Source organism: Streptomyces cylindrosporus, from assembly GCF_022698165.1.
In the GTDB taxonomy this organism is placed as follows: Bacteria; Actinomycetota; Actinomycetes; order Streptomycetales; family Streptomycetaceae; genus Streptomyces; species Streptomyces cylindrosporus.
Genome location: NZ_JALDAY010000009.1, coordinates 140,584 through 163,877, shown reverse-complemented (window position 1 = coordinate 163,877; position 23,294 = coordinate 140,584). Strand labels below are relative to the sequence as shown.

At 72.5% G+C, this 23,294-nt stretch carries 19 protein-coding genes; 16 read left to right on the top strand and 3 right to left on the bottom strand.

Annotated features, from left to right (window positions below; all coding sequences use genetic code 11):
- The first annotated feature begins 43 nt into the window (after positions 1 to 43).
- On the top strand, positions 44 to 829 hold the full coding sequence (locus tag MQP27_RS29165) for an SDR family NAD(P)-dependent oxidoreductase (RefSeq protein ID WP_242768936.1): 786 nt from the start codon (positions 44 to 46) through the stop codon (positions 827 to 829).
- A gap of 170 nt (positions 830 to 999) precedes the next feature.
- Here MQP27_RS29165 and MQP27_RS29160 read toward each other — a convergent pair whose 3' ends face one another.
- Entirely contained in the window at positions 1,000 to 2,247 is a 1,248-nt protein-coding gene (locus MQP27_RS29160) for an MFS transporter (protein WP_242768935.1), read from the bottom strand.
- Positions 2,248 to 2,404: 157 nt separating this feature from the next.
- Positions 2,405 to 3,364, bottom strand: a complete 960-nt coding sequence (locus MQP27_RS29155; protein WP_242768934.1) for a LysR family transcriptional regulator — start codon at positions 3,362 to 3,364, stop codon at positions 2,405 to 2,407.
- 159 nt (positions 3,365 to 3,523) lie between these two features.
- On the opposite strand from MQP27_RS29155, the gene MQP27_RS29150 reads away from it, so the two are divergent.
- The 12 genes from MQP27_RS29150 (at position 3,524) to MQP27_RS29095 (ending at position 16,837) form a co-directional block, all read left to right on the top strand.
- Positions 3,524 to 4,525: a fumarylacetoacetate hydrolase family protein gene (locus MQP27_RS29150; RefSeq protein WP_242768933.1), complete on the top strand. Its 1,002-nt coding sequence runs from the start codon at positions 3,524 to 3,526 to the stop codon at positions 4,523 to 4,525.
- Positions 4,522 to 5,484 (top strand): cyclase family protein, encoded by a 963-nt coding sequence (locus MQP27_RS29145; protein ID WP_242768932.1) that lies wholly within the window; start codon positions 4,522 to 4,524, stop codon positions 5,482 to 5,484. Before MQP27_RS29150 ends, MQP27_RS29145 begins: the two co-directional genes overlap by 4 nt.
- Positions 5,485 to 5,507: 23 nt before the next feature.
- Positions 5,508 to 6,638, top strand: coding sequence for an FAD-dependent oxidoreductase (locus tag MQP27_RS29140; protein ID WP_242768931.1), 1,131 nt, complete (start codon positions 5,508 to 5,510; stop codon positions 6,636 to 6,638).
- On the top strand, positions 6,635 to 7,633 hold the full coding sequence (locus tag MQP27_RS29135; RefSeq protein ID WP_242768930.1) for an amidohydrolase family protein: 999 nt from the start codon (positions 6,635 to 6,637) through the stop codon (positions 7,631 to 7,633). The genes MQP27_RS29140 and MQP27_RS29135 overlap by 4 nt, the downstream gene beginning before the upstream one ends.
- Before the next feature lie 4 nt (positions 7,634 to 7,637).
- Positions 7,638 to 8,570, top strand: a complete 933-nt coding sequence (locus MQP27_RS29130; protein WP_242768929.1) for a VOC family protein — start codon at positions 7,638 to 7,640, stop codon at positions 8,568 to 8,570.
- Between the two features lie 10 nt (positions 8,571 to 8,580).
- Complete coding sequence (locus MQP27_RS29125) at positions 8,581 to 9,552, top strand: fumarylacetoacetate hydrolase family protein (RefSeq protein ID WP_242768928.1); 972 nt, start codon at positions 8,581 to 8,583, stop codon at positions 9,550 to 9,552.
- Positions 9,549 to 10,286, top strand: a complete 738-nt coding sequence (locus MQP27_RS29120; RefSeq protein WP_242768926.1) for an SDR family NAD(P)-dependent oxidoreductase — start codon at positions 9,549 to 9,551, stop codon at positions 10,284 to 10,286. Before MQP27_RS29125 ends, MQP27_RS29120 begins: the two co-directional genes overlap by 4 nt.
- Positions 10,287 to 10,405: 119 nt before the next feature.
- Complete coding sequence (gene nicT, locus MQP27_RS29115; protein ID WP_242768924.1) at positions 10,406 to 11,533, top strand: Nickel transporter NicT; 1,128 nt, start codon at positions 10,406 to 10,408, stop codon at positions 11,531 to 11,533.
- 137 nt (positions 11,534 to 11,670) lie between these two features.
- Positions 11,671 to 12,663 carry a hypothetical protein gene (locus MQP27_RS29110; protein ID WP_242768923.1) on the top strand — a complete coding sequence of 331 codons (993 nt, stop codon included), beginning with the start codon at positions 11,671 to 11,673 and terminating at the stop codon, positions 12,661 to 12,663.
- A gap of 135 nt (positions 12,664 to 12,798) precedes the next feature.
- Positions 12,799 to 14,253 carry an amino acid adenylation domain-containing protein gene (locus MQP27_RS29105; RefSeq protein WP_242768922.1) on the top strand — a complete coding sequence of 485 codons (1,455 nt, stop codon included), beginning with the start codon at positions 12,799 to 12,801 and terminating at the stop codon, positions 14,251 to 14,253.
- 68 nt (positions 14,254 to 14,321) lie between these two features.
- Positions 14,322 to 15,587, top strand: a complete 1,266-nt coding sequence (locus MQP27_RS29100; RefSeq protein ID WP_242768920.1) for an AAA family ATPase — start codon at positions 14,322 to 14,324, stop codon at positions 15,585 to 15,587.
- Complete coding sequence (locus tag MQP27_RS29095) at positions 15,584 to 16,837, top strand: vWA domain-containing protein (RefSeq protein ID WP_242768919.1); 1,254 nt, start codon at positions 15,584 to 15,586, stop codon at positions 16,835 to 16,837. Before MQP27_RS29100 ends, MQP27_RS29095 begins: the two co-directional genes overlap by 4 nt.
- Before the next feature lie 18 nt (positions 16,838 to 16,855).
- Here the strand turns inward: MQP27_RS29095 and MQP27_RS29090 are convergent, their stop codons facing one another.
- The gene (locus MQP27_RS29090; RefSeq protein ID WP_242768918.1) at positions 16,856 to 20,032 is read right to left on the bottom strand and encodes an amidohydrolase family protein; all 3,177 of its coding nucleotides are present in this window, start codon (positions 20,030 to 20,032) and stop codon (positions 16,856 to 16,858) included.
- Between the two features lie 196 nt (positions 20,033 to 20,228).
- Here MQP27_RS29090 and MQP27_RS29085 point away from each other — a divergent pair, with 196 nt between their 5' ends.
- Genes MQP27_RS29085 through MQP27_RS29075 form a run of 3 tightly spaced genes read left to right on the top strand, consistent with a single transcriptional unit; the run spans position 20,229 to position 23,277 of the window.
- Positions 20,229 to 21,527, top strand: a complete 1,299-nt coding sequence (locus MQP27_RS29085; RefSeq protein ID WP_242768917.1) for an extracellular solute-binding protein — start codon at positions 20,229 to 20,231, stop codon at positions 21,525 to 21,527.
- Entirely contained in the window at positions 21,524 to 22,396 is an 873-nt protein-coding gene (locus MQP27_RS29080) for a carbohydrate ABC transporter permease (protein ID WP_242768916.1), read from the top strand. The genes MQP27_RS29085 and MQP27_RS29080 overlap by 4 nt, the downstream gene beginning before the upstream one ends.
- Positions 22,393 to 23,277, top strand: coding sequence for a carbohydrate ABC transporter permease (locus tag MQP27_RS29075; protein WP_242768914.1), 885 nt, complete (start codon positions 22,393 to 22,395; stop codon positions 23,275 to 23,277). Before MQP27_RS29080 ends, MQP27_RS29075 begins: the two co-directional genes overlap by 4 nt.
- Positions 23,278 to 23,294 lie beyond the last annotated feature (17 nt).

The following is a 23,294-nucleotide window of genomic DNA, read 5'->3' as shown; positions in this document are numbered from 1 at the left end:
CGGTGCCTGGATGGGGACGCGGGCACGGCACAGGCTCGAAGGCATGAACAACACACCCACCACATCCCCCGTCGGCCTTCTCTCCGGGAAGGTCGCCTTCGTCACCGGCGCCGGGCGCGGCATCGGCGCCGCCGCGGCCCGGCTGTTCGCCCGGGAGGGTGCGCGAGTACTGCTCACGGCCCGTACCGAGGCCCAGCTCAAGGCGGTCGCGGAGGAGATCCGGGCGGACGGGGGCACCGCGGACCACGTGCGGTGCGACCTCGCCGACCCGGACAGTGTCCGTGCCGCCGTCGACCGGGCCGTGGAGCTGTACGGCCGTCTCGACGTCGCCTTCAACAACGGGGCGACGGGGCAGGACCCGGGGCCGCTGGACGAGCTGCCGGAGGCCGAGTTCGACCGCATCCTGGCCGTGAACCTCAAGGGCCCGTGGCTCGCCATGAGCGCCGAGATCGCCGCCATCCGCGCCACCGCCGGCCGCGGGGCCATCGTCAACAACTCCAGCATCGGCAGCCTGATGGCCAACCCCTGGCTGCCGGCGTACGGGGCGGCGAAGCGCGGGCTCAACAGCCTCACCGCGTCGGCCGCGGCGACGTACGGCCCCGAGGGCATCCGCGTCAACGCCGTCGCGCCCGGCACCACGCTCACGGAGATGATGGAGGACTGGGAGGCCCGCTCCCCCGGCATCATCGCCCAGTCCGCCGCCCAGACCCCCCTGGGCCGCGCGGCCGCCCCGGAGGAGATCGCCGAGGCGGCGGCATGGCTCCTGAGCGACCGCGCGTCGTTCGTCACCGGGACGGTGCTGCGGGTGGACGGCGGAATGCGGGCCTGATCGGCGAGGGCGGGCGCTGCCAAGGGGACCGTGTGAAGCCGACCGCGGTTCGGCAGCGCCGCCAAGGGGCGCGGGGCTGTACCGACTTGCGGCTCCGCCGCCTGGGCGCGGTCGGCCACGGCGATGCCGCAGCCGAGCGACGACACATCGCGGCACATCCAGCGGAGCGCTCAGTCCTCCCGAGCCGCCAAGGCCACCTCCGAGCCCCCGCGCCGGGCGAGGCGGAGGCCACCCGCCACCACCGCCGACGCGAGGCCCAGGATGCCGACTGCCGTGGACAGGGCGCCCGTTGCCGACTCCAAGCCGATCAGCACCAGCGGGCACACGAACTCGCCCCCGAAGAAGGCCGCCGTCCACAGGCCGGTGCCGCGCCCGCGGTCCACGTAGTCGAGCTTGGACATCGCCGTCGTGAGGAGGGACGGCAACAGGACGCCCGTACCGAGGCAGTTGAGGATCCCGCCGGCGACCAGCAGAACAGGGTTGCCTGCGAGGGCCATCATCACGAAGCCCGCCGCGCACAGGGCGAACACCGCGGGCAGCCGGCGCTCGGGACTGCCGGCGAGCTTTGTGAAGGTGATCGAGCCGGCCACCGTCGCGGCGCTGGCCAGCGCGGTCGCCAGGCCGATGACACTCGTGGCCCGCACGCCCAAGTCGTCGAGCAGGTACGACATTTCGACGGGCACGGTGTAGAAGACCAACGCCCCGAACACCGTCAGCGCGCAGATGCCGGCCAGGCGGCGGACCGGGAACGGCCGCCGCTCGTCGGCGTGTTCGGCGGTCACGGGCTTCGGCGCACCCGGCCGGGGCAGGGCGGCGGCCATCGCGGGCGCCAGCAGCAGGCCCACCGCGTAGATCCAGAAGGGCGCGCGCCAGCCCGCCGAACCGGCCGCGCCGCCCAGGACGAAGAACGCGGTCGCGGAAGCCGAGGCGCACATGGTCTGCAGGGCGAGGTAGCGGTCGCGCACCCGGCCCGTGTAGTAGTCGCCGATCAGCGTGGTGCAGCACGTCATGATCGCGGCCTCGGTGATGCCGACCAGGACGCGGCTGGCGACGATCGCGCCGAGCGAGTCCAGCCAGAGCGGGGCGGTGCCGAAGAGGGCGTAGAGCACGGTCGCGACGACCAGCAGGCGTTTGCGGCCGAGCCGGTCGACGATGACGCCCGCGAAGGGTGCCAGCAGGGCGAGCGCGAGTGCGGGGATCGTCAGGACCACGGGGACGAGCGTCCTGGCGCCGGGCACCGAGTCGAAGTGGTCCTGCATCTTCGGCAGCACAGGGGCGATCAGGACGGCGCCGAGGACCGGCAGACAGCTGCCGGCCATGAGGAGCGCGGCGCGCGGCGCGCCGCCGGGCTTCCGGTCGCCCGGAGCGTTGGCGGTGGCGGTGTCGGCGGGCGCGGGCAGGGAAGCGGATCCGGGCATGCGGGGACTCCACGAGCGGTGCCAGGGGGTGCCGTGCCGTACCGCCGCCGTGGCCTGCCACAGGAGGGGGAGCGCCGGTGCACCCGGGGGGACTGCGCCCGATCGAGCGGCGGGCGTCAGGAACTGACCCGACTATGGGTCACCCGCTGGCCCGCGCCTAGTACCCAGGCGATCGATCTGCCGGATCACCTTCATCCACCTCGTGGATGTCCTGTCCGAGCACCGAGGCCGCGACCCGTGCGGCGGTCTCGCGCAGCCAGATGTGCGCGGCGTCGTGCGTGTGCACCGGATGCCACCACAGGGCTTCCCGCAGGGGTACGGCCTCGTACGGCGCCCGCATGATCCGCACGGGGGCGAGTCCGCGCAGCCGGTCGGCGAGGTGCTCCTGGACCAGGGCGATCCGGCGGGTGCCGGCGACCAGGAAGGGCAGCAGGGTGAAGGCGTCGACGGACACCTCGGCCCGCGGCTCGATACCGATCATGCCGAGCTGGCGGACCGCCGGAGCATCGTAGGTGCGCTGGTACGTCACCCACGGCAGCCGCGCCAGGTCGTCCCGGGTGAGGCGCTCGCCCACCTCGGGGTTGTCGTCGGCGACGAGGAAGACCCACTGGTCCTCGTAGAGCTCGGTGGCGGGGAAGCCGCTGATGATGCCGTGCGGCATGAGCAGCCCGTCGGTGGTGCTCAGCAGGGTGCCGATCTGCTCGACGATGCCCGGCGGGGTCTGGACGAAGCGCAGCCGGATGCCCGGCGCCTCCTGGTGGACGGTGCGGGCGAGTTCGGTCCCGAAGACGGCCACCGCGTAGTCGGAGGAGACGATGGTGAACTCGCGCTCCTCGACCGCCGGGTCGAAGTCGGCCTGGCTGGTGAAGACGCGTTCCAGCAGGTCGCAGGCGGTGGAGGTGCGGTCGAGGAGGACCTGGCCGAGTGCGGTCAGTTCATAGTGGCCGCCGACGCGGGAGAGCAGTTCGTCGTCGAAGTGGCGGCGCAGCCGGGCCAGGGCGGCGCTCATCGCGGGCTGGCTGAGGCCGATCCGGCGGCCCGCGCGGGTCACGTTGCGCTCCTCCAGGAGGGCGCGCAGCGCGACGACGAGGTTGAGGTCGAGGCTGGCCAGGTTCACGGTGCGCTCCCGCTTGCGAGGACTGCGGCATCCAGAGGACTGCGGCATCAACAGGGTGGATGGTCCGGCATAGACGCGGTGGATGATCCTCATCCACAGAATCGATTTCCCAGATTACGAGACGGGGGGCCAGATTAGTCGCACCGCAATCAGGAGGACATGCCCGTGAAACCTGCTGCCCCTTCCGCCCCCTTCTCCGGCCCCTTCGCCCTGGGCACCCTCTCCGCGCCGCAGCGGCCCGCCTTCCCCGGTCTGGTGCTCGCCGACGGCCGGGTGCTGGACCTTCGGGTGGCGCTCGCCGAGCCCGCGCTCACGGTCCGCGGGCTCGTGGAGCGCTGGGACGAGGTGCTCCCGCGGCTGCACGAGCTGGCGGCGGACGACTCCGCCGACCGGCAGCCCCTGGACGGACTGCGCGTGCACGCCCCGATCGAGCCCCGGCAGGTCTTCCAGTCCGGCGCCAACTACCGGCAGCACGTCATCGACCTGGACGTCGCGCACCGCTCCCCCGACGACCCGCGCTCAGTCGAGGAGGCCCGCGCGGAGATCGCCGCGGTCATGGACCGGCGGGCGGCCGAGGACCTGCCGTACGTCTTCATCGGCCTGCCGAGCGCCATCACCGGTCCGTACGACGACGTCGTCCTGCCGGACTGGGCCGAAAAGCCCGACTGGGAGCTGGAGTTGGCGGCGGTCGTCTCCCGCCCCGCGCACCGGGTGCCCGTCGAGGAGGCCCTGGAGTACGTCGCCGGTTACACGATCGCCAACGACCTCACCGATCGCGCGACCGTCTTCCGCCGGGACATGGCGGCCATCGGCACCGACTGGCTGCGCTCCAAGAACGCGCCCGGCTTCACCCCGCTCGGCCCGTGGATCGTGCCCGCCGCCTCCATCGCCGACCCGGGCGACCTTCGGGTCACGCTGAGGCTCAACGGCGAGACCATGCAGGACGAGTCCACCAAGGACATGCTCTTCGGGGTCGCACGGCTGGTGTCGTACATCTCGCAGACCTCGCGACTGCTGCCGGGCGACCTGGTGCTGACCGGGTCGCCGGCCGGCAACGGCATGCACTGGGGCCGGCTGCTGCGGGGCGGCGACGTCATGGACGGCTCGATCACCGGGCTCGGCGCCCAGCGCACCCGATGCGTCACGGAGGTGCCTGCATGAGCCCGGACCGGACGGACCCCGAGGGCGCGATCGCCGAGGCCGCCAAGTCCTGCTCCAACTGGGGGCGTTGGGGCTCGGACGACGTGCTCGGCACGCTCAACTTCCTCGACGGGGCCAAGCGGCGCGAGGGCGCCGCCCTGGTGCGGCGCGGGGAGAGCTTCTCGCTCTCGCAGAGCTTCGACATGAACGGCCCGCAGAAGGGCTGGCGCCGGCGGACCAACCCCGTGCACACGATGCTGGACACCGGCACGGACGCCGCCCTCGGCAACCAGGGCTTCCCGCACGGCATCGGCGGCGCCGACGACGTGATCGCGATGCCGCTTCAGTGCTCGACCCAGTGGGACGGGCTGGGGCACATCTTCGACCACGGCAACGCCTGGAACGGACGGCGGGCGGAGAAGGTCGTCACCTCCGACGGCGACCTGGTCACCGGCATCGAGCACATGGCACCGCACGTCGCCGGACGCGGAGTGCTGCTGGACGTGGGCCGAGTGGCGGGCATGGACGGCGAGTTGCCCGCCGGTTTCGCCATCACCGAGGAGCACCTCACCGCGACCGCCGAGGCGCACGGTGTCCGCGTCGGCCGCGGCGACATCGTCGCCGTACGCACCGGGCGGCTCGCCCGGGCCCGGCGCGAGGGCTGGGGCGACTACGCGGGCGGCGACTCGCCCGGTCTGTCGTTCACCACGGCCGGCTGGCTGCACCGCACCGAGATCGCCGCGATCGCCACCGACACCTGGGGCTTCGAGGTGCGGCCGAACGAGTTCGACATCGCCTTCCAGCCGCTGCACCAGGTCGCCATCCCGCACATCGGCCTGCTGATCGGCGAGATGTGGGACCTCGACGCGCTCGCCGCGGACTGCGCGGCGGACGGCGTGTACGCGTTCTGGCTCACCGCCGCGCCCCTGCCCATCACCGGGGCCGTCGGCTCTCCGGTCAATCCGATCGCCGTCAAGTAACCGGCGGAACAAGGGAGTTCCCCATGAGCAACCCCAGCGGAGTCCTCGTCGTGGGCGGCGGCGCCGCCGGCAACGCCGTGACGGTCCTGCTGCGCCGCGCCGGCGTCGAGGTGGACCTGGTCGAGGTCAGGCCCGACTGGAACGCCACCGTCGGCTCCGGCATCACGCTGCAGGGCAACGCGCTGCGCGTGCTGCGCGAACTCGGCGTGTGGGAGCAGGTCGAGGCCTCCGGGTTCGCCTTCGGATCGCTCGGTGTGACCGCCCCGGACGGCACGCTGCTCTTCGCCCACGAGGACATCCGGACCGGCGGTGACGACCTGCCCGCCACGGTCGGCATGCAGCGCCCGCGGCTCCAGCAGATCCTCATCGACGCCGTCCGCGCCTCCGGCGCCGATGTGCGCCTGGGCACCACCGCCGAGGCCCTGGAACAGGACGCCGAGGGCGTCTCGGTACGGTTCAGCGACGGCACCGAGGGCCGCTACGGCCTGGTCATCGCCGCCGACGGCCTCAACTCCGCGACGCGCGCGGCGATCGGGATCTCCGAGAAACCCGAGCCCACCGGCATGGCGATCTGGCGCGCCCCCGCCCCGCGCCCCGAGGGTCTGGTCCGCACGGACCTCGCGTACGGCGGCCCGGCGTACATCGCGGGGTACTGCCCGACGAGCGAGACCACCATCTACGCGTACGTCGTCGAGGCCTGCCGCGACCGTGCCCTCATCGACCCGGCCTCCTACGCGGACGAGATGCGCCGGCTGGCGCGGAGCTACGGCGGCTTCTGGACCGAGATCACCGAGCACATCACGGACCCGGCGAAGGTCAACTACACCTGGTTCGACCGCCTGTTGGTGGAGGGCTCCTGGCACCGCGGCCGGGTCGTCCTGATCGGCGACGCCGCGCACTGCTGCCCGCCCACCCTGGCGCAGGGGGCGGCCCTGTCCCTGGAGGACGCCTCCGTGCTCGCCGAGCTGCTGACCGGCGGGCGGGAGTGGGACCAGGCGCTGCTCCAGGAGTTCTACGAGCGCCGCATCAGACGGGTCCGGCCGGTCGTCGAGGCGTCCGTCCAGCTCGGGCAGTGGCAGCTGGACGGCGTGCGCGACGCCGACGTACCCGGTCTGATCACCCGCACCCTCACCCCGCTCAGGGAGCTGCCGTGACCACACCGACCGTTGACGTCCACGCCCACCTCCTGGTCCCCGAGGTGGAGGCGGCCGTCGCCGATCATCCCGGCCTCGCGGCGGCCCGGGCGCTGGACGCCCGCCGCAACGGTCCGGCCGCCCTCGCCGTGAGCGGGCCGATGGTGCGCGAGCGCCTCCCGCGGCTCACCGACGTCGCCGTGCGGCTCGCCGCGATGGACGCGCAGGGCGTGGACGTGCAGTTGGTCAGCCCGTCGCCCTCGCACTACCACTACTGGGCGGACGAGGCGACGGCCGAGAAGGTGTACCGGCTCGCGGGCGAGGCGACGGCCGCGCACTGCGCACAGGCCCCGGACCGGCTGCACGGCCTCGGGCTCGTCCCGTTGCAGCATCCGGAGCAGGCCGTGCCCGCTCTCGAACACGCCCTGGAACTGGGCCTGTCCGGGGTGGAGATCTCCTCGCACGCTCCCGGTCGCGAGCTGTCGGACCCGGCGTACGAGCCCTTGTGGACGCGGGCCGAGGAGACGGGCGCGATCCTGTTCCTGCATCCCTTCGGCTGCACGCTCGACGAACGCCTCGACCAGTGGTACCTGTCCAACACCGTCGGCCAGCCCACGGAGAACGCGGTGGCGCTGTCCCACCTCATCTTCTCCGGCGTACTGGACCGCCACCCGGGCCTGAAGCTGATCGCCGCGCACGGCGGCGGCTACCTGCCCACCCACATCGGCCGCTCCGACCACGCCTGGTCGGCCCGCTCCGACGCGAGCGCGGGCTGCGCCCACCTGCCCAGCAGCTATCTGCGGCGTCTGTACTTCGACTCCCTGGTCCACGACCCCGCCGTACTACGGGAGTTGATCCGTGCGGCGGGCGCCGACCGGGTGCTGCTCGGTTCCGACTTCCCCTTCGACATGGGGACCGACGACCCCGTCGGCGCACTGCGCGCCGCCCGGCTGTCCGACTCCGACTTCCACGCCGTACGCGGCGGCAACGCGACCACCCTCCTCCGGAAGGACTGAACTCATGCGTCTGCTCACCCATCTGCGGCACGTCGACCTGGCGGTGCCCGACTACGACAGGCAGCTCGACTTCTACGCCGGCGTCTGGGGCCTGACCAAGGTCGCCGAGGACTCCGGGATCTCCTTCCTGGCCGCCGAGGGCTCGCCCGAGCAGTACGTCGTCCGGCTGCGCAAGGCCGACGAGAAGCGCCTGGACCTCGTGTCGTACGGGGCCGCGAGCGCCGCCGACGTGGACACGCTGGCCGAGCAACTCCTCGCTGGTGGCGTGCAGTTGATCTCGCGGCCGGGCAAGGTGGAGACCCCGGGCGGCGGTTACGGCTTCCGCTTCTTCGACGTCGACGGCCGCACCGTCGAGGTCTCCGCCGACGTCGAGGTCCGGCAGCACCGCAGGATCGAGGAGAAGGAGGCGATCCCGGTCAAGCTGTCGCACGTCGTCCTCAACTCCCCCGACCTGAACCGGACTCGGGAGTGGTACGAGCGCCACCTGGGCTTCCGGCTCTCCGACACGCTGAGCTCTCCGCACATGGGCGAGGTCATGCACTTCATGCGGATCAGCAACCAGCACCACTCCATGGCGATCGCGCAGGGCCCGCACACGGCGTTGCACCACGTCTCCTTCGAGATGCGCGGCCTGGACGAGTACATGCGGGGTTCGGGCCGGGTGATCCGGGCGGGCCACAGGAAGGTCTGGGGTCCGGGCCGGCACATGGCGGGCGACAACACGTTCACGTACTTCCTGGACCCGCACGGCAACACGGTCGAGTACACGACCGAGTTGGAGGTCCTCGACGAGGACACCTGGCATCCCCACGTGTACGACTTCTCGCAGCCCGAGGTCACCGACCAGTGGGGCACCGCCAACCCGATGAACGAGCTCGTCGCCAAGGAGTCCTTCAACGACGTCGACCGCGGCGTGTTCGTCGCCCCGCCGGTGTGAGGCCCGCCTGATGCGCTTCGCCACCTACGCACACGAGGGCCAACGCTGGGTCGCCGTCGTCGAGGAGGACGGCACCCTCCACCCGGTCCCCGGCGCACGCTCGCTCACGGAGCTGCTCGCGAGGACCGGCGGCCCGGACCCGCTGCTCGACACCGGCGCCACCGCCCTCGACGCCCCGGCCGGCCCGCATGTGTCCGAGGTACGGCTCCTTCCGCCGCTGGAGCCGCCCACCGTGCGGGACTTCGTCACCTTCGAGGAACACGTCGAGGGCGTACGGCGCTCGATCGACGGGACCGGCGGAGTACCGGAGGCCTGGTACGACGCACCGACCTTCTACTTCACCAACCCGTACGCGGTGATCGGCCCGTACGACGACGTCCCGGTGCCGCCCGGCTCGAAGGTCCTGGACTTCGAGCTGGAGGTCGCCGCCGTCATCGGCCGCGAGGGCCGCGACCTCACGCCGGAGCAGGCCCGCGACCACATCATCGGCTACACGATCTTCAATGACTGGTCCGCGCGCGACCTCCAGTCCCGTGAGATGCGGGTCAACCTCGGTCCCTGCAAGGGCAAGGACACGGCCACCACGCTCGGCCCGTACCTGGTCACCGCCGACGAGCTGGAGCCGTATCGCGACGCCGACGGTTTCCTGCGGCTGGGCCTCACGGCCTCGGTGAACGGCGAGGTGGTCGGCAAGGACCTGCTGTCCAACATGAGTTGGACCTTCGAGGAGATGGTCGCGCACGCCTCACGGGGCACCTTCGTGCGCCCCGGCGACGTGCTCGGCTCGGGCACCTGCGGCAACGGCGGCTGCCTGGCGGAGCTTTGGGGTGTACGTGGCCGTCAGGACCCGCCGCCCCTGCGTCCCGGTGACACCGTCACGCTCACGGTGGAGGGCATCGGCACGATCTCCAACACCGTGGTCCCGGGCGCCGATCCGGTACCGCTGCCGTCCGCCCGCCGCCGTACCCGGGAGCGGCCGTGAAGGGGCTGCTCGGCAAGGTCGTCGTGGTCACCGGCGCCGCCCGCGGCCAGGGCGCCGCCGAGGCCGAGGCCCTCATGCGCGCGGGCGCCCATGTCGTACCCACCGACGTGAAACCGGACGGAACCTGCCGCTACCTGGACGTCACGAGCGAGCAGGAGTGGGCCCGGCTGGCAGCCGAGCTGAAGGAGTTGTACGGGCGCGTCGACGGCCTGGTCAACAACGCGGGCATCACCTGGCGGGCCCGCCTAGGCGAGGTACGCCCGGCGGACCTCGCCCGCGTCCACGCCGTCAACGTCACCGGCCCGCTCCTCGGCATCCAGCACCTGGCACCGCTGATGCCGGCGGGCTCGTCGATCGTCAACGTCGGCTCCACGGCCGCGCTCACCGGCCACTATCCGGTCGCGTACACGTCCGGGAAGTGGGCGCTGCGGGGCCTGTCGAAGGCGGCCGCCACGGAGCTGGGCCCGCGCGGCATCCGCGTGAACACCGTGCACCCGGGTTTCATCGAGACCGACATGACCGCGTCGGCCGCGCCCGCCTTCCGGGAGGCGAACATCCGGGAGACGCCGCTCGGCCGCACCGGAACCCCCGACGAGGTCGCCTCGCTCGTCGTGTTCCTGCTGTCGGACGAGGCATCCTTCATCACCGGCGCGGACATCCCCGTCGACGGCGGCCTCACCGCGCACGGAGGGGCCAAGTCCATCTCCGACGCGATGCGGGAGGGCACCGTGTGAGACGGCTCGGGGGAAGAGCCCGCCTCGGCGAAGTTATTGCAATCCTTTTGCACCTGGGCAACGAATGCCATGAAGGATGGATCACGACGTCGAGCACCAGCGGGAACCGAGGACACACCATGACCGTTGCCACCCAGCCCCGGCCGGGCCTCGTCCGGCGTGTTCGCGGAGCCCTCACCCCGCGTGAATGGGCCAGGGCCGGCGGACTGGCTGCCGCGATCCTCGCGCTGCACGTCATCGGGTGGGGGACGCTCATCCTGATCGTGGTGCCGAAGCACTTCGAGCTGGGCGGCGGACAGGGGGCCTTCGGCATCGGGCTGGGTGTCACGGCGTACGTGCTCGGGATGCGGCACGCCTTCGACGCGGATCACATCGCGGCGATCGACAACACGACCCGCAAGCTGATCTCGGACGGGCAGCGCCCGCTCTCCGTCGGCTTCTTCTTCTCCCTCGGACACTCCTCCGTGGTGTTCCTGCTGGCCCTGCTCTTCGCCCTCGGCGTGCGCTCGCTCGCCGGCCCGGTGCAGGACGACGGCTCCTCGCTGCACGCGACGCTCGGCTTCATCGGTACGTCCGTGTCGGGTGTCTTCCTGTACGTCATCGCCGCCTTCAACCTGGTCGCGCTGGTCGGCATCCTCAAGGTGTTCCGCCGGATGCGCTCGGGCGGCCACAGCGAGGCGGACCTGGAGGCGCAGCTGGGCGCGTCGGGCGGTGTGATGACGCGGATCCTGGGCCGGGCGACCCGGGCCGTGGGCAAGCCGTGGCACATGTACCCGCTGGGCTTCCTGTTCGGCCTCGGCTTCGACACGGCCACCGAGGTCTCGCTGCTGTTCCTCGCGGCCGGGGCCGCCGGGGCCGGTATCCCCTGGTACGCGATCCTGTGCCTGCCGGTGCTGTTCGCGGCGGGCATGAGCCTGCTCGACACGATCGACGGCTCGTTCATGAACTTCGCGTACTCGTGGGCCTTCTCCAACCCGGTCCGCAAGGTCTTCTACAACATCACCATCACCGGTCTGTCGGTCGCCGCGGCCCTCGTCATCGGCACGGTCGAGCTGCTGTCGATCGCCGCGGAGAAGCTCTCGCTGCACGGGGTGTTCTGGGAGTGGGTCGGCGGGCTCGACCTCAACAGCGTCGGTTACGCCGTGGTCCTGCTGTTCGTCGTGACGTGGGCGGCGGCCCTGCTCATCTGGCGGTACGGCCGGATCGAGGAGAAGTGGGCGTTGCCCGCGCGGGCCACGGACGGCTGACGACCGGGGATCGATGGGCGGCGGCGCGGGAACCGATGAACGGCGGACCGGGAACCGATCGGCCGCGAGCGGTGTACACAGGACATGAAGCGATGTGACACAGCGCGGCCCGATCGGGAGCGGGGAGGGCCGGCCCGATGACCGAGGTGCTCAGCGGTGGCGGCCCGGACCGGCCGCCGTGGAAACCGCCGCGATGGCTGCTCGTGACCGCGGTGGTCTGCGTGGCCGTCGCGGCGGTCGTGGCGGGCCTCGTCACGGTGACCGGCGGGCACGCCGGGCGGTCGGCGGCGCCTCGGAGTTCACCGCGGGTGTCGGCCTCGCCGACCGACGGCTCTCCGCTGACGGATTCGGCTCTGTCCGTGGCCCGGGACCAAACGCCCGGACTGGTGATCACCGGGAAGGGGGCCACGGCCGGGAGGAACACGCTGAACCGGCACGACCGGACGGCGACCACCGGCCCGTGGACGGTGACGGTGCGCCGGTCGGACACCGGATCCCTGGGGCACGACGGGGCCGTGGTGACGTACCCGGTGCACAAGCCGCCGGCCGGCAGCCCGATACGTTTCGACAAGGCGGCGGGGTCGGGCCGTGACGGCGAGTTCATATGGCCGCTGGGCGACTCCTACGCACGGGTCCGCGGCGATCTGCCATGGGAGCAGTTGGCGAAGATAGCCGACGCGACGTCGGTCGTGTCGGGTCGCCCGGAAGTGAAGGCGCCTGCCGGGTTCTCGGTGGTGTCGACGGGCCCCGCCCGCCCGCACGTCGTGCGCGAGGCCCGGTACGGCTCCCAAGAGGTGGGTGAGGCACGGGAGTTGGGCAACGGGCTGCTCTTCACGGGAGTCGTCCGCTGCGGTGGCGTCGAGGACCGGCTGTACGCGGTGGGTGCCCGGGCGGCCGGCACGGTGCACGGCAGACCCGCGGTCGTGACGGACGCGGTCGTCGGCAACGCGATCCTCGCGTGGGAGCCCGAGCCCGGTGTCGTCGCCTACGTCGGCTACAGCGGTGCGGCCCTGGATCGCGGTGCGATCGAGGCGTTGCGCCGGACGGCCGAGCGGACCCGGCTGCTGAGCGCGCGACAGTGGCAGGGAACGCGGCCCATGACCGTCGACCAGCGCAACGACTTCCTTTGAACCCCGTGGCCACACACGGCCTACGCGCCCCGCGAAAATGTCTCGCGTCTCGACCCGGAAGGACGTTACGCTCCCCGCGATGACCACTCACTCTCATGTCAGATTGGGGGTCCCGTCCGCGCAAGGTGAGTGCTGATGCTCACCGAGACCGCGAACGGGGATTCCTCCCGACTCTCCCGCTGGCTGCGCGTGCGCGAGTTCGCCGTGCCGCCCTCCATGATCGAGACCGCGACGGCCCGGCGTCTTGCCGGGGACTGGGCGGGGGCGTGTGCCGCCGCACGGGTCGACGTCGATCTCGACCTGCGTTCCGTGGCCCGGACCCATGGCCGGGACCTCGCGGCCCGACTCCGGGACGATCTGCGGCACTTGGCGCCGGATCTGCTGCGCTGGCACATGCCGAGGGTCGCTCCCGACGGGTTGCTGCGGCCGGGGCTGACCGTGGCGCTGGCCCGGTACGACCGGACAGGGCCCGACGGCCAGAGACCCGACGGCCATGCATTCGATGGCCCGGGCTCCAGCGACCCGCGCCCTGTGCATCTCGTGGTTCGGACGCCGCCCGCCTGGGCCGATGCCGGTCAGCGGATGAGCCTCGGGGTGTGGGACGGGTCGTTGGCGGAGCGCGGCGCCTGCCGTCATCCGCATCCTCGTCCCAATGCGCGGTTCCGTCTCGACCTGCACCGTCACCTGTGGGACGTGCGCAGGACGGACGAGCTGCGGGCGCGGTCCGGGGCCGACCGGCCAACCGGCTCGGCAGGCCTCCCGGTCGAACTCGATGTGCCACGGGAACGGCCGTGTGCCGTGGACCGGTGGCCGGCCGAGGCGGAGATTCTGCTCCGCGCCGAAGGCAGAGCTGCCCGGCGGGTTCTGGTGCGGGTCGACGGCCGGAACCGTCTGGTCCTGGACCTGGCCGCCACCGGCGGGGGCGAAGCCGGGAACGGTCCCGGCGCCTCCGCCGTACGGATCGCGCGGGCGTCCGCGGACGCGGGTGCCCACGGCCTGCCCGTCCTCCCCGACGCCGCGACCTGGGTGCTGCCCGACCTGGAACTCCTCCGCAGCGGACTGATCGAGGCCGATCGACTGCACCCACTGGTCGCAACGGCCCTCGTGCCGGGGTGTTCGCCGACCGGGCCCGCCCGAAGCCCGGACCTGGCGGGGCAACCCCACTTCGTGGAGTGCCGGGGCGCCACGCATCGGATCGCCCTGGTCGGCGGGGTGCTGGCGCCGTTGGACCACGATCCGGCCGAGGTCCGTCGTGAGGAGTTGCTCGCCGCACTGAGCGGCACTCCCCTCCCCTGTCTCCAGGCCATCGACCAGGCACACCGCCGCCCCGACTGCCTGGCCGGCGTTCGTGAGCGCCTCGATCACGGCGACACCGAGGGCGCGCTGGCCGTGGTCGAGGGGCTGCTCGGTCCCGAAGCCATGCTCCGGGACGGCCCGTTGCGCGACGAACTGGAAGCGGCCGCCGAACGGCGGATCGCCTACGGGCTGTTCAGGGCCGGCCTGGTCGGCCCCGGACCGGATCGCATCCGCCCGGGCCTACGCCGCCCCGCCGGCCATCGCTCACACCCACGCCACACCGCCGGTCGCTGACCCACGCCGCTCACCGCCTGTCCAGGCACTCTCACGTCCGACTCGCCACAACCCAAAGGTGATCACATATGCCCACGTGCACTCCGTTCGTCACGTCCGTCATCCCCGACGACCCCGCCTCCACCTCCCAACTCGACGTCGCCGACCACCTGTTGACGCTGCTCGGCGACACCACCACCGAACCGCGCCCCGACACCCAGCTGGAGGCCCTGACGCTGGCCGTCGCCGCGGACCTGCCCGTGCTGCTGTGGGGCGAGCCGGGAATCGGCAAGACCGCCGCGCTGACCCAGCTCGCGGCGGCGCTGGACCTGCCGTTGACCACGGTGATCGCCAGCGTGCACGAGCCGTCGGACTTCTCCGGGCTGCCCGTGGTCGGGGACGACCCGGCAGAGCACGGCGTGCCGATGGCGCCGCCGGACTGGGCGGTGCGACTGGTGCGGGCCGGGCGTGGACTGCTGTTCCTCGACGAGCTGTCCACCGCGCCGCCTGCCGTGCAGGCCGCGTTGCTCCGGCTGGTGCTGGAGCGCCGCATCGGCGCGCTCCAACTGCCGCCCGGTGTGCGGATCGTGGCGGCCGCCAACCCGCGCTCCTCGGCGGCCGACGGCTGGGAGCTGAGCCCGCCGCTGGCCAACCGGTTCGTCCATCTGCAGTGGACCCACGACCACGAGGTCGTCGTACGCGGCCTCGGCGGGACCTGGCCCCGGGCGACGCTCCCCCGGCTCGATCCCGGGAGACTGCCGGAGGCGGTGGAGTTCGCCCGGCGGGCGGTGTGCGGGCTGCTGACGGGTCGTCCCGGACTGGTGCACCGGCTGCCGAACAGCGAGGCGCGCCGGGGCGGGCCCTGGCCGTCCCCGCGGAGCTGGGAGATGACCGTGCGGCTGATCGCCTTCGCGACCGCGGCCGGTTCCGCCCGGGACGTGCTGTCCCTCCTGGTCCGGGGAACCGTGGGCGACGGTCCGGGGCTCGAACTGCTCGCGAGCGTGGACCGGATGGACCTGCCGGACCCCGAGCTCCTGCTGGCCGATCCGGCGGGCGCCGAGCTGCCCGAGCGGGGCGATCTGCGTCAGGCCGTACTGGACGGGGTGGTCGCGGCGGTCCGGGCGCGTCCGGACCGGGCCCGCTGGGACGCGGCCTGGGCGCTGCTGGTGCGGGCGGTCGAGACCGGGGCGCCGGACCTGGTGGTCGTACCCGCGACGACGCTTGCCTCGCTGCGGCAGCAGGACTGGGATGTTCCGGCGTCGATCGAGCAGCTCGCCGGGGTGGTGTCGCTGTCCCGGCGGGCGGACCACGCGGCGGCCCGGACCGCGGCGGCGACCGGGAAGGCGGGCCGATGACGGAGGACGGCCGGGGCGGCCTGGACCTCGACAAGCTGTTCGCCGCCCGGCTGCACGCGGCCCGCGCCCGGCCCTACCTGGCCACGGCCCTGTTCGCCCTGCACACCGTCGAGTCGCGGCAGGTGCCGACGATGGCCGTGGACCGGTACTGGCGCTGCTATGTCTCGCCGGGGTTCGTGGACCGGACGCCGGTGGAGGAGCTGGCCGGCGTGTGGGTGCACGAGGTGTCGCATCTGCTGCGCGACCACCACGGGCGCAGTGAGCGGGTCGCACGGGAGCGCGGCCTGACCGGGCCGGGCGAGCGGCTGCGGATGAACATCGCGGCGGACTTCGAGATCAACGACGACGTGTACGGCGACGGGCTGGCCCGGCCCACGGGTGCCGCCATGCCGGGTGACCTGCGCCTCGATCCGGGGCAGCTGATGGAGGACTATCTGACCCGGTTCCGGCTCGGGCCGTGGTCGCAGGGCCTGGCCTGGCTGGACTGCGGCAGCGGCGCCGACGGCCTGGAACGGGAGTGGGAGCTGGGGCCGGACGGCGCGCACGGGCTCAGCGAGCAGGAGCGGGACGCGGTGCGCTTCCGGGTGGCGCAGGGCATCAAGGGCCGTCCGGGGAGTTCGCCGCAGGGGTGGCGGCGGTGGGCCGAGGAGGCGTTCCATCCGCCGCAGCCGTGGCGGGAGTTGCTCGGTGCGGCCGTCCGCTCGGCGGCTTCCGCTCCCGGCGTCGGCGAGGACTACTCGTACGGCCGTCCGTCGCGGCGCTCGGCCGGTTTCCCCGGGGTGGTGCTGCCCAGCCTGCGCCGCAGGCCGCCCCGGGTGTCGGTGGTCATCGACACGTCCGGCTCGGTCAGTGACGCCGAACTGGGCAGCGCGCTGCTGGAGGTGGCGGCCATCTCGCGGGCCGTGGGCGGCCGGCGCGACCTGGTGAGCGTGGTGCCGTGCGACGCGGCGGCCGGGATGGTGCACTCCCTGTGCCGCGGTGAGGGCATTCCGCTCATGGGCGGTGGTGGTACGGATCTGCGGACCGGCTTCGCCACGGCGCTGCGGGCGCGGCCCCGACCCGACGTCGTCGTGGTGCTCACCGACGGACAGACGCCCTGGCCGGAGGACCGGCCGGCGTGCCGGACGGTGGTGGGGCTGTTCCCTCGGCCGGACGACTCGTGGGACGAGGAGGACCCGGACTACGTACCGGACTCGCCGCCGGACTGGGCCCGTGTGGTGGAGATCGGGTCGTTCCCCACGGGCCGGTGAGCCCGCCCGGGTCCGCCTTCAGTGACCGTCGCAGCACCCTTCCCTGCGCATCAGCCGCCCCACCTCCAGCCAGTCGTCGTGGGCGGCCGTGGTGCGCCTGGCCGCGGGTTCGAAGGACGCCACCAACTCCTCGGTGGTGTACGGGACTCCGCCTCTCAGGACGGCCTCCGTACGGATGAGGGTGGCGAAGTCCGTGAAGGGGTCGCCGTCGACGATTGTCAGGTCCGCGAGCCTGCCCCCCTCGACGGTGCCGAGGTCCCGGTCGACGCCGAAGAGGCGGGCCGGTAGGACGGTCGCGGTGCGCAGGGCCTGGGCCGGGGAGAGGCCGCCCCGGTGCAGGGCGCGCAGGCCGAGGTGGAGGGAGAGGCCGACCGGGACGAGCGGCTGGTCCGTGCCGAGGGCGACCAGGCCGCCGGCGGCCAGGATGCGCCGGTAGATGTCGGTCTCCGTGCGGAGGGTGGCGAGTTGGGCGGCGGTGGGCGGAACGCCGGCCGACTGCCGGACCGCGGCCGTGTCCCACGGGGGCATGACGACGGTGACCCGGGGGTCGTCGGCGAGGGCCGGGTCCGCGCCGAGGAGGGGCGCCGATGTGAAGGGCGTGGCGATCATCGAGAAGCGCACGCCGCGCGCGGTGTAGATCTCCACGACGTCCTGGTAGGCACGCCCGGTCGCGGTGATCGCATGCCCGAACTCGGCTCGTTGCGTTGCCTGCAGATGGGTCGTCAGGTCCTGGCCGAGCTGGATGCCCGGCGAGAGCAGATGCCCGCCGGTGCGTACGCCGAGCCTGTGGTGGGCGAAGCGGGCGGCCTCCTCCATCACCCAACCGGGCGCCCGTACATACGTTTTGACGAAGTCCCAGTCCAGCGCGGCACCGCGCTCCAGTGAGCGGCGCAGGCCCTCCCGGGTCCGGTGGGCGCGGCCCATGCTGTAGGCGACCCGTGCCCCGTCGAGGAGTTCGCCGGTGGTCAGCAGCCGTGGACCGGCGAGCTGGCCGGTGGCCACGGCCTCACGGATGCGGGCCTGCTCGTAGGCGAATCCGCCGAGTGAGACGGCGGTGGTGATGCCGTAGGTGAGCTGGCCGACGGTCTGGCGTCCGCCGTAGGTGCTCTGCCAGGGGTGGGTGTGGGTGTCACAGAGGCCGGGGACGACGGTCCGCTCGGAGGCGTCGACACGGCGGACGGCGGCCCGGCCACCGGCACGGTGCGGCTCAACTGCCGTGATCCGTCCACCGCTTACGACGATGTCGACGTCGTCGCGGGTCGTCTCACCGATGCCGTCCCACAGGCGCCCGGCGTGCACCACCACGTCGGCGGGGGTGGGCCTGGGCGCGTCGAGGGGGACGCGGACCGTGCGGGCGGGCCCGCCGTCGACGCCGATGAGGCGCAGTCGGGTGCCGGAGAGGTAGAGGAGGGTCCTGGAGTCGGCGGACCAGGAGGGGTGGTCGGCCGGCTCGGTGGTGAGGGTGCGCAGCTCGCCGCGCGGGGTGCCGTCGGGGTCGACGGGCAGCAGGCACAGCGCGGACTCGACGATCACCGCCATCCAGCGGCCGTCCGGCGACCAGACGGGCCCGGAGTCGTAGCGGTCGGCGATCGAAGTGTGGGGCGCCACCGCGTGCAGGCGGGCCGTGCCGGTCGCGGTGTCGACGACCCGGACGAGGTTGTAGCCCTCCCGGAAGCGGGAGTTGAGCCGGTTGCGGTCGCAGAGGACGAGGTAGCGGCCGTCGGGCGACCAGCTGGGGCGGCCGGGCAGACCGCCCGCCCCCAGCGGCGCCGCCACCACCCGCTCCTCGCCGGACGCGAGGTCGCGGACGAGCAGCCTGCCCGTCATGTCGATGCAGGCGAGCCGCTGCCCGTCGGGAGACAGCGCCGGATGCACCCGGCCACCGGTCGCGAGAGCGGTCTCCTCGCCGGTGGCGAGGTCGTGCCGGTACACGCCGAGCAGCCCGTCGCGGTCGTCGGCGTACACGAGCGACCGCCCGTCGGGCGCCCAGGAGGGGCCGAGCAGATAGCGCGTGGCCGCCGACTTCCGCACTCTCCGCGGCGCACGTCCACCCGAACTCGCCGCCAGCCACAGCGAGTTGAGCGCCGCGAAGGCGATCTGCCGGCCGTCGGGCGAGAGCGCGGGCAGATGGATGCCGCGCACCGGACGGGTGCGGGCGTCCCCGAGGTCGTACTCCTTGGTCCGGTACCGCGGCCGCCGCACCGGGAGCGCTCCCTCGAAGGGGATGGTCTCCGGATGCTTCGGATCGTCCGGTCGTACGAGGGTGAAGGCACCGTCGAGCGTGAGGAGCAGCTCGCCCTGTGGCGTCCAGCGGGGCGGCACGGGGGCGATGTCGCCGGTGAGCGGGACGGCGGTGCCGTCGACGACGAGGGTGCTGGAGGCGTTCGGGGCGGCCGTGGTGCGGAGATGGGCCAGGCGGTCGTCGGCCGACACGGCCGGGGTCATGACCTGCGCGGCCTCGGCCTCGGTGTGCCGGACGGTGACCGGACCGGTGCCGTCGGCGGCCACGGCCGCGATCGTACGGGCCTCGACGGTCACGCCGAGGGAGGTGGTGACGGTCTTCGCGCGGACGAACAGGATGCGGGTGCTGTCCGGGGACCAGGTGGGGTCGAAGTCCTCCCACGGGGTGTCCTGGAGCGGGCCGTCCTGGCCGGTGAGGCCGGTGACGCGGGTGATGCGGCCGCTGCCCAGGTCGATGACGTGGATGCGGTAGGGGCTGCCGGTGACGGGGTCCCCGGCGCGTTCGGAGGCGAAGGCGAGCCGCTGCCCGTCGGGCGACCAGGCCGGGCCGCGGTCGTCCCAGGGGCCGTCGGTGCGGCGGCGCAGGTCGGAGCCGTCGGGGCGGACGGTCCACAGGTGGAAGCCGCCGTCCCGGTAGGCGCAGAAGGCGATGAGCTCGCCGTCCGGGGAGTGGGTGGGGCGGCCCGGTTCGAGGTCGGGCGGGGTGAGGGGGCGGGCGGTGCCGCCGGTGCGGGGCAGCGACCACAGGGTGCCCTGGACCTCGGCGATCAGCCGGTCGCCGGTGGGGGCGAGGGTGGCCGAGCCGTTGGTGGCCCGGGTGAAGGTCAGGGTGCCGGCGCCGGTGTCCGGTCTCGCCAGGGCCGCGGGAGCGACGCCCGCGAGGGGCACGGCGCTTGCGGCGGCGAGGAGTTGACGGCGGGTCGGACGGAAGGTGGGGCTCCAGTCACGGTCCATGACAGCACACACTGCTGCACCGACCGCCCCGGTTTCAACACACCGTACGGATCGAGCCACGGAAAGTGAGCGGCCGATTTTGCTACAAGTTCCGAAATTATTCGTGACGGGTGGGCCACGCCGGTGCAACACGGCGTTCGTAGCTTCGCAGTCAGCGATAACGCTGCTTTCCCGCGAAATCCCCCAGGAGGCCCCGGTGTCCAACCCCTCCAGACGCGGTGCCCTGAAACTGACCGCCGGCCTGGCGCTCGGCAGCGCCCTCGCCCTCACCGGTTGCGGCCGCGACGGCGCGGCCTCCGCCGCGAAGGCCTCCGCCACGCCCGTCGACGACACTCCGGCCACCGGCACCCTGAACGTGTGGGCCGCGCAGGGCGACGCGGACGTGCTGGACAAGGTCATCAAGCCGTTCAAGGCCGCGAACCCGAAGCTCACCGTGAAGTTCACGCTGATCCCGAACGCCGAGTACTACACCAAGCTCCAGTCGGCGATCGCGGCGGGCAAGGGCCCCGACGTCGCCCAGTTCTTCCCGGAGTCGCAGGCCCAGTTCCTCGACCCGTCGATCCTGCGGGCCGTGCCGGACGGCCTCGTCGACCCCAAGAGCTTCTTCACCAGCCTGTGGGACGCCGGCGTGGTCAAGGACGTCGCCTACACGGTGCCCTGGTACGCCTACACCTACGCCCTGGTCTACCGCTCCGACCTCGCCAGGAAGGCGGGTGTGAAGGCGCCGACCACCTGGAACGGCATGGTGCCGTTCCTCAAGGCGCTCCAGGGCGCCGGCGCCGGGCACGGGCTCGGCGCGGACATCGGCTGGGACATCTTCAACGGCCAGGACGTGGCGATGTACGCCTGGCAGGCGGGCGGCTCGCTGCTGAATGGCGGGAAGTGGACCCTCGACACCCCGCAGATGGCGGACGCGCTCAAGTACAACGCGTCGTTCTTCACCTCCAAGGTCGCCGACACCAGCGGGCCGACCTTCCTCGACGCGCAGCCGTACTTCGTGTCCGGCAGGACGGCCATGATGATCACCGGGCCGTGGGTGGTCGGGCAGCTCGACACCGCCGCCAAGAAGGACGGCTGGACCGCGGCGCATGTCGCCACGGCACCGCTCCCGGCGGGCCCCTCCGGCAGCGTCTCCTTCTCCGCGGGCGGCACCTGGGGGGTGCTCGCCGACAGCGGCAACGCGGAGTCCGCGTGGAAGTTCGTCCGCCATCTCGCCCGGCCGAGCACGCAGGTCGCGCAGTACAAGGCGTACAGCTCGCTGCCCGCCGTGGTCTCCGCCTGGGACGACCCGGCGATCAAGGGACAGCCGCTCCTGGACGCCTTCCTCACCCAGCTCAAGAACACCCGCGCCTTCCCGCAGGTGAGCACCTGGCAGCAGGTGGCGACCCGGCTGGGCAAGGAGATGGAGGCCGTGGCCAAGGGCACGGAGAGCGCGGCGAAGGCCGCCGCGAACGTCCAGGCCTACGCCGAGAGCCTCGGTACGGGAGCGAAGTGAGGGCCCGCCGTACGGCCGTCGGCTGGCTGTTCCTCGCGCCCTTCGCGGTGGTGTTCCTGCTCTACACGGCCGTCCCGACCGTGGCGGCGCTCGGCTTCAGCCTCACCGATCTGCGGGGCTCGGATCTGCGCCATCCGCTCGCGGTGGACTTCACCGGCCTGGAGAACTACGTCCGGCTGTTCCAGGACGACGCGTTCGTGCGGGACATCCTGAACACCGCGCTGTTCGTGGCCGTCGGCGTCCCGCTGACCATGGGCATCGGATTCGCGCTGGCGCTCGCGCTGAACTCCGGCGTCCGGCGGCTGCGCGGCGCCTTCCGCACCGTCTTCTTCGCGCCGGTCGTCACCAACGTCGTGGCGGTGGCCCTGATCTGGCAGTACGCCTTCCACGCCGACGGCACCGTCAACAGGGTCCTGTCCGCCGTGGGCCTCGCCGGGCCGAACTGGCTGGACGATCCGCACCTGGCCATGCCGGTGGTCATCGCCCTCGGCGTCTGGCGGAACTTCGGCACCGCGATGGTGCTGTTCCTCGCCGGGCTCCAGGCGATACCGCGGGACGTGTACGAGGCCGCGGCGCTCGACGGGGCGGGCAGATGGCGGCAGTTGAGGCACATCACCCTGCCCCTGCTGCTGCCGACCACCTTGATGGTCTCCGTACTCCTCACCGTCTTCTATCTCCAGGTGTTCGACGAGCCGTATCTGCTCACCGACGGCGGCCCGCTCGGCTCCACCGAGTCGGTGGCGCTGTACACCTACCACCAGTTCGGGGTCGGCGAGTTGGGCGTTTCCTCGGCCGCGTCCTTCGTGATGCTCGCCCTCGTCGCCCTGGTGAGTGTCGTCCAGTTCCGACTGCTGAGGCCCCGCTCATGACCACCGTCGCCGCGCTGCGCGAGGCAGCCGAACCCGCCACCGGACGGACCACCGTCCGCCGCCGATCCGTCTCCCAACCCCTGCTGTACGCGGCCCTGTTGATGTGCGCGCTGCTCACTCTGCTGCCGTTCGTCTGGGTACTCGGCGGCTCGCTGCGCAGTCTCGACGAGATCCGCTCCGACCCCGGAGCGTGGCTGCCGCACCACGTCACCCTCGGCAACTTCACACGGCTGTTCAGGACCCAGGGCTTCGGCCGGTTCCTGGTCAACAGCGTCGTCGTCGCGGCGATGGTGGTCGTCGGCAACGTCGTGGCGGCCTCGGCTGCCGGATACGCCCTCGCCAAGCTGGAGTTCGCGGGCAGGCGGCTCGCGTTCGGGGCGGTCATGGCGGCGCTGATGGTGCCGTTCACCACGGTCTTCGTCCCGCAGTTCGTGATCACCGTCGACCTGGGGCTCGCGGACAGCCTCACCGGCATCGCCCTGCCCGCCATGGCGCTGCCGCTGTCGGTCTTCATCATGCGCCAGTACGCGCTGTCGATCCCCGACGAACTGCTGGAGGCCGCCCGGATCGACGGGGCGGGCGAGTTCCGGATCTTCTTCCGGATCTTCCTGCCGCTGGCCGGTCCCGCGGTCGCGACGATCACGATCATGTCGTTCCTGACCTCGTGGAACAACTTCATCTGGCCGCTGGTCGTCGCCCAGAGCATGCAGAGCTACACGCTCCCGGTGGGCCTGGCCGCGACCAGCCAGGCGGCGGCCCACGTCACCGACTACGGCCTGCTGCTCGCCGGGGCGATCGTCGTGATGCTCCCGGTGCTGGTCCTCTTCCTGTTCCTGCAGCGGTACTTCGTGCAGGGCGTCGCGGGAACGGGGATGCGGTGATCGGCAACCGTGCCATG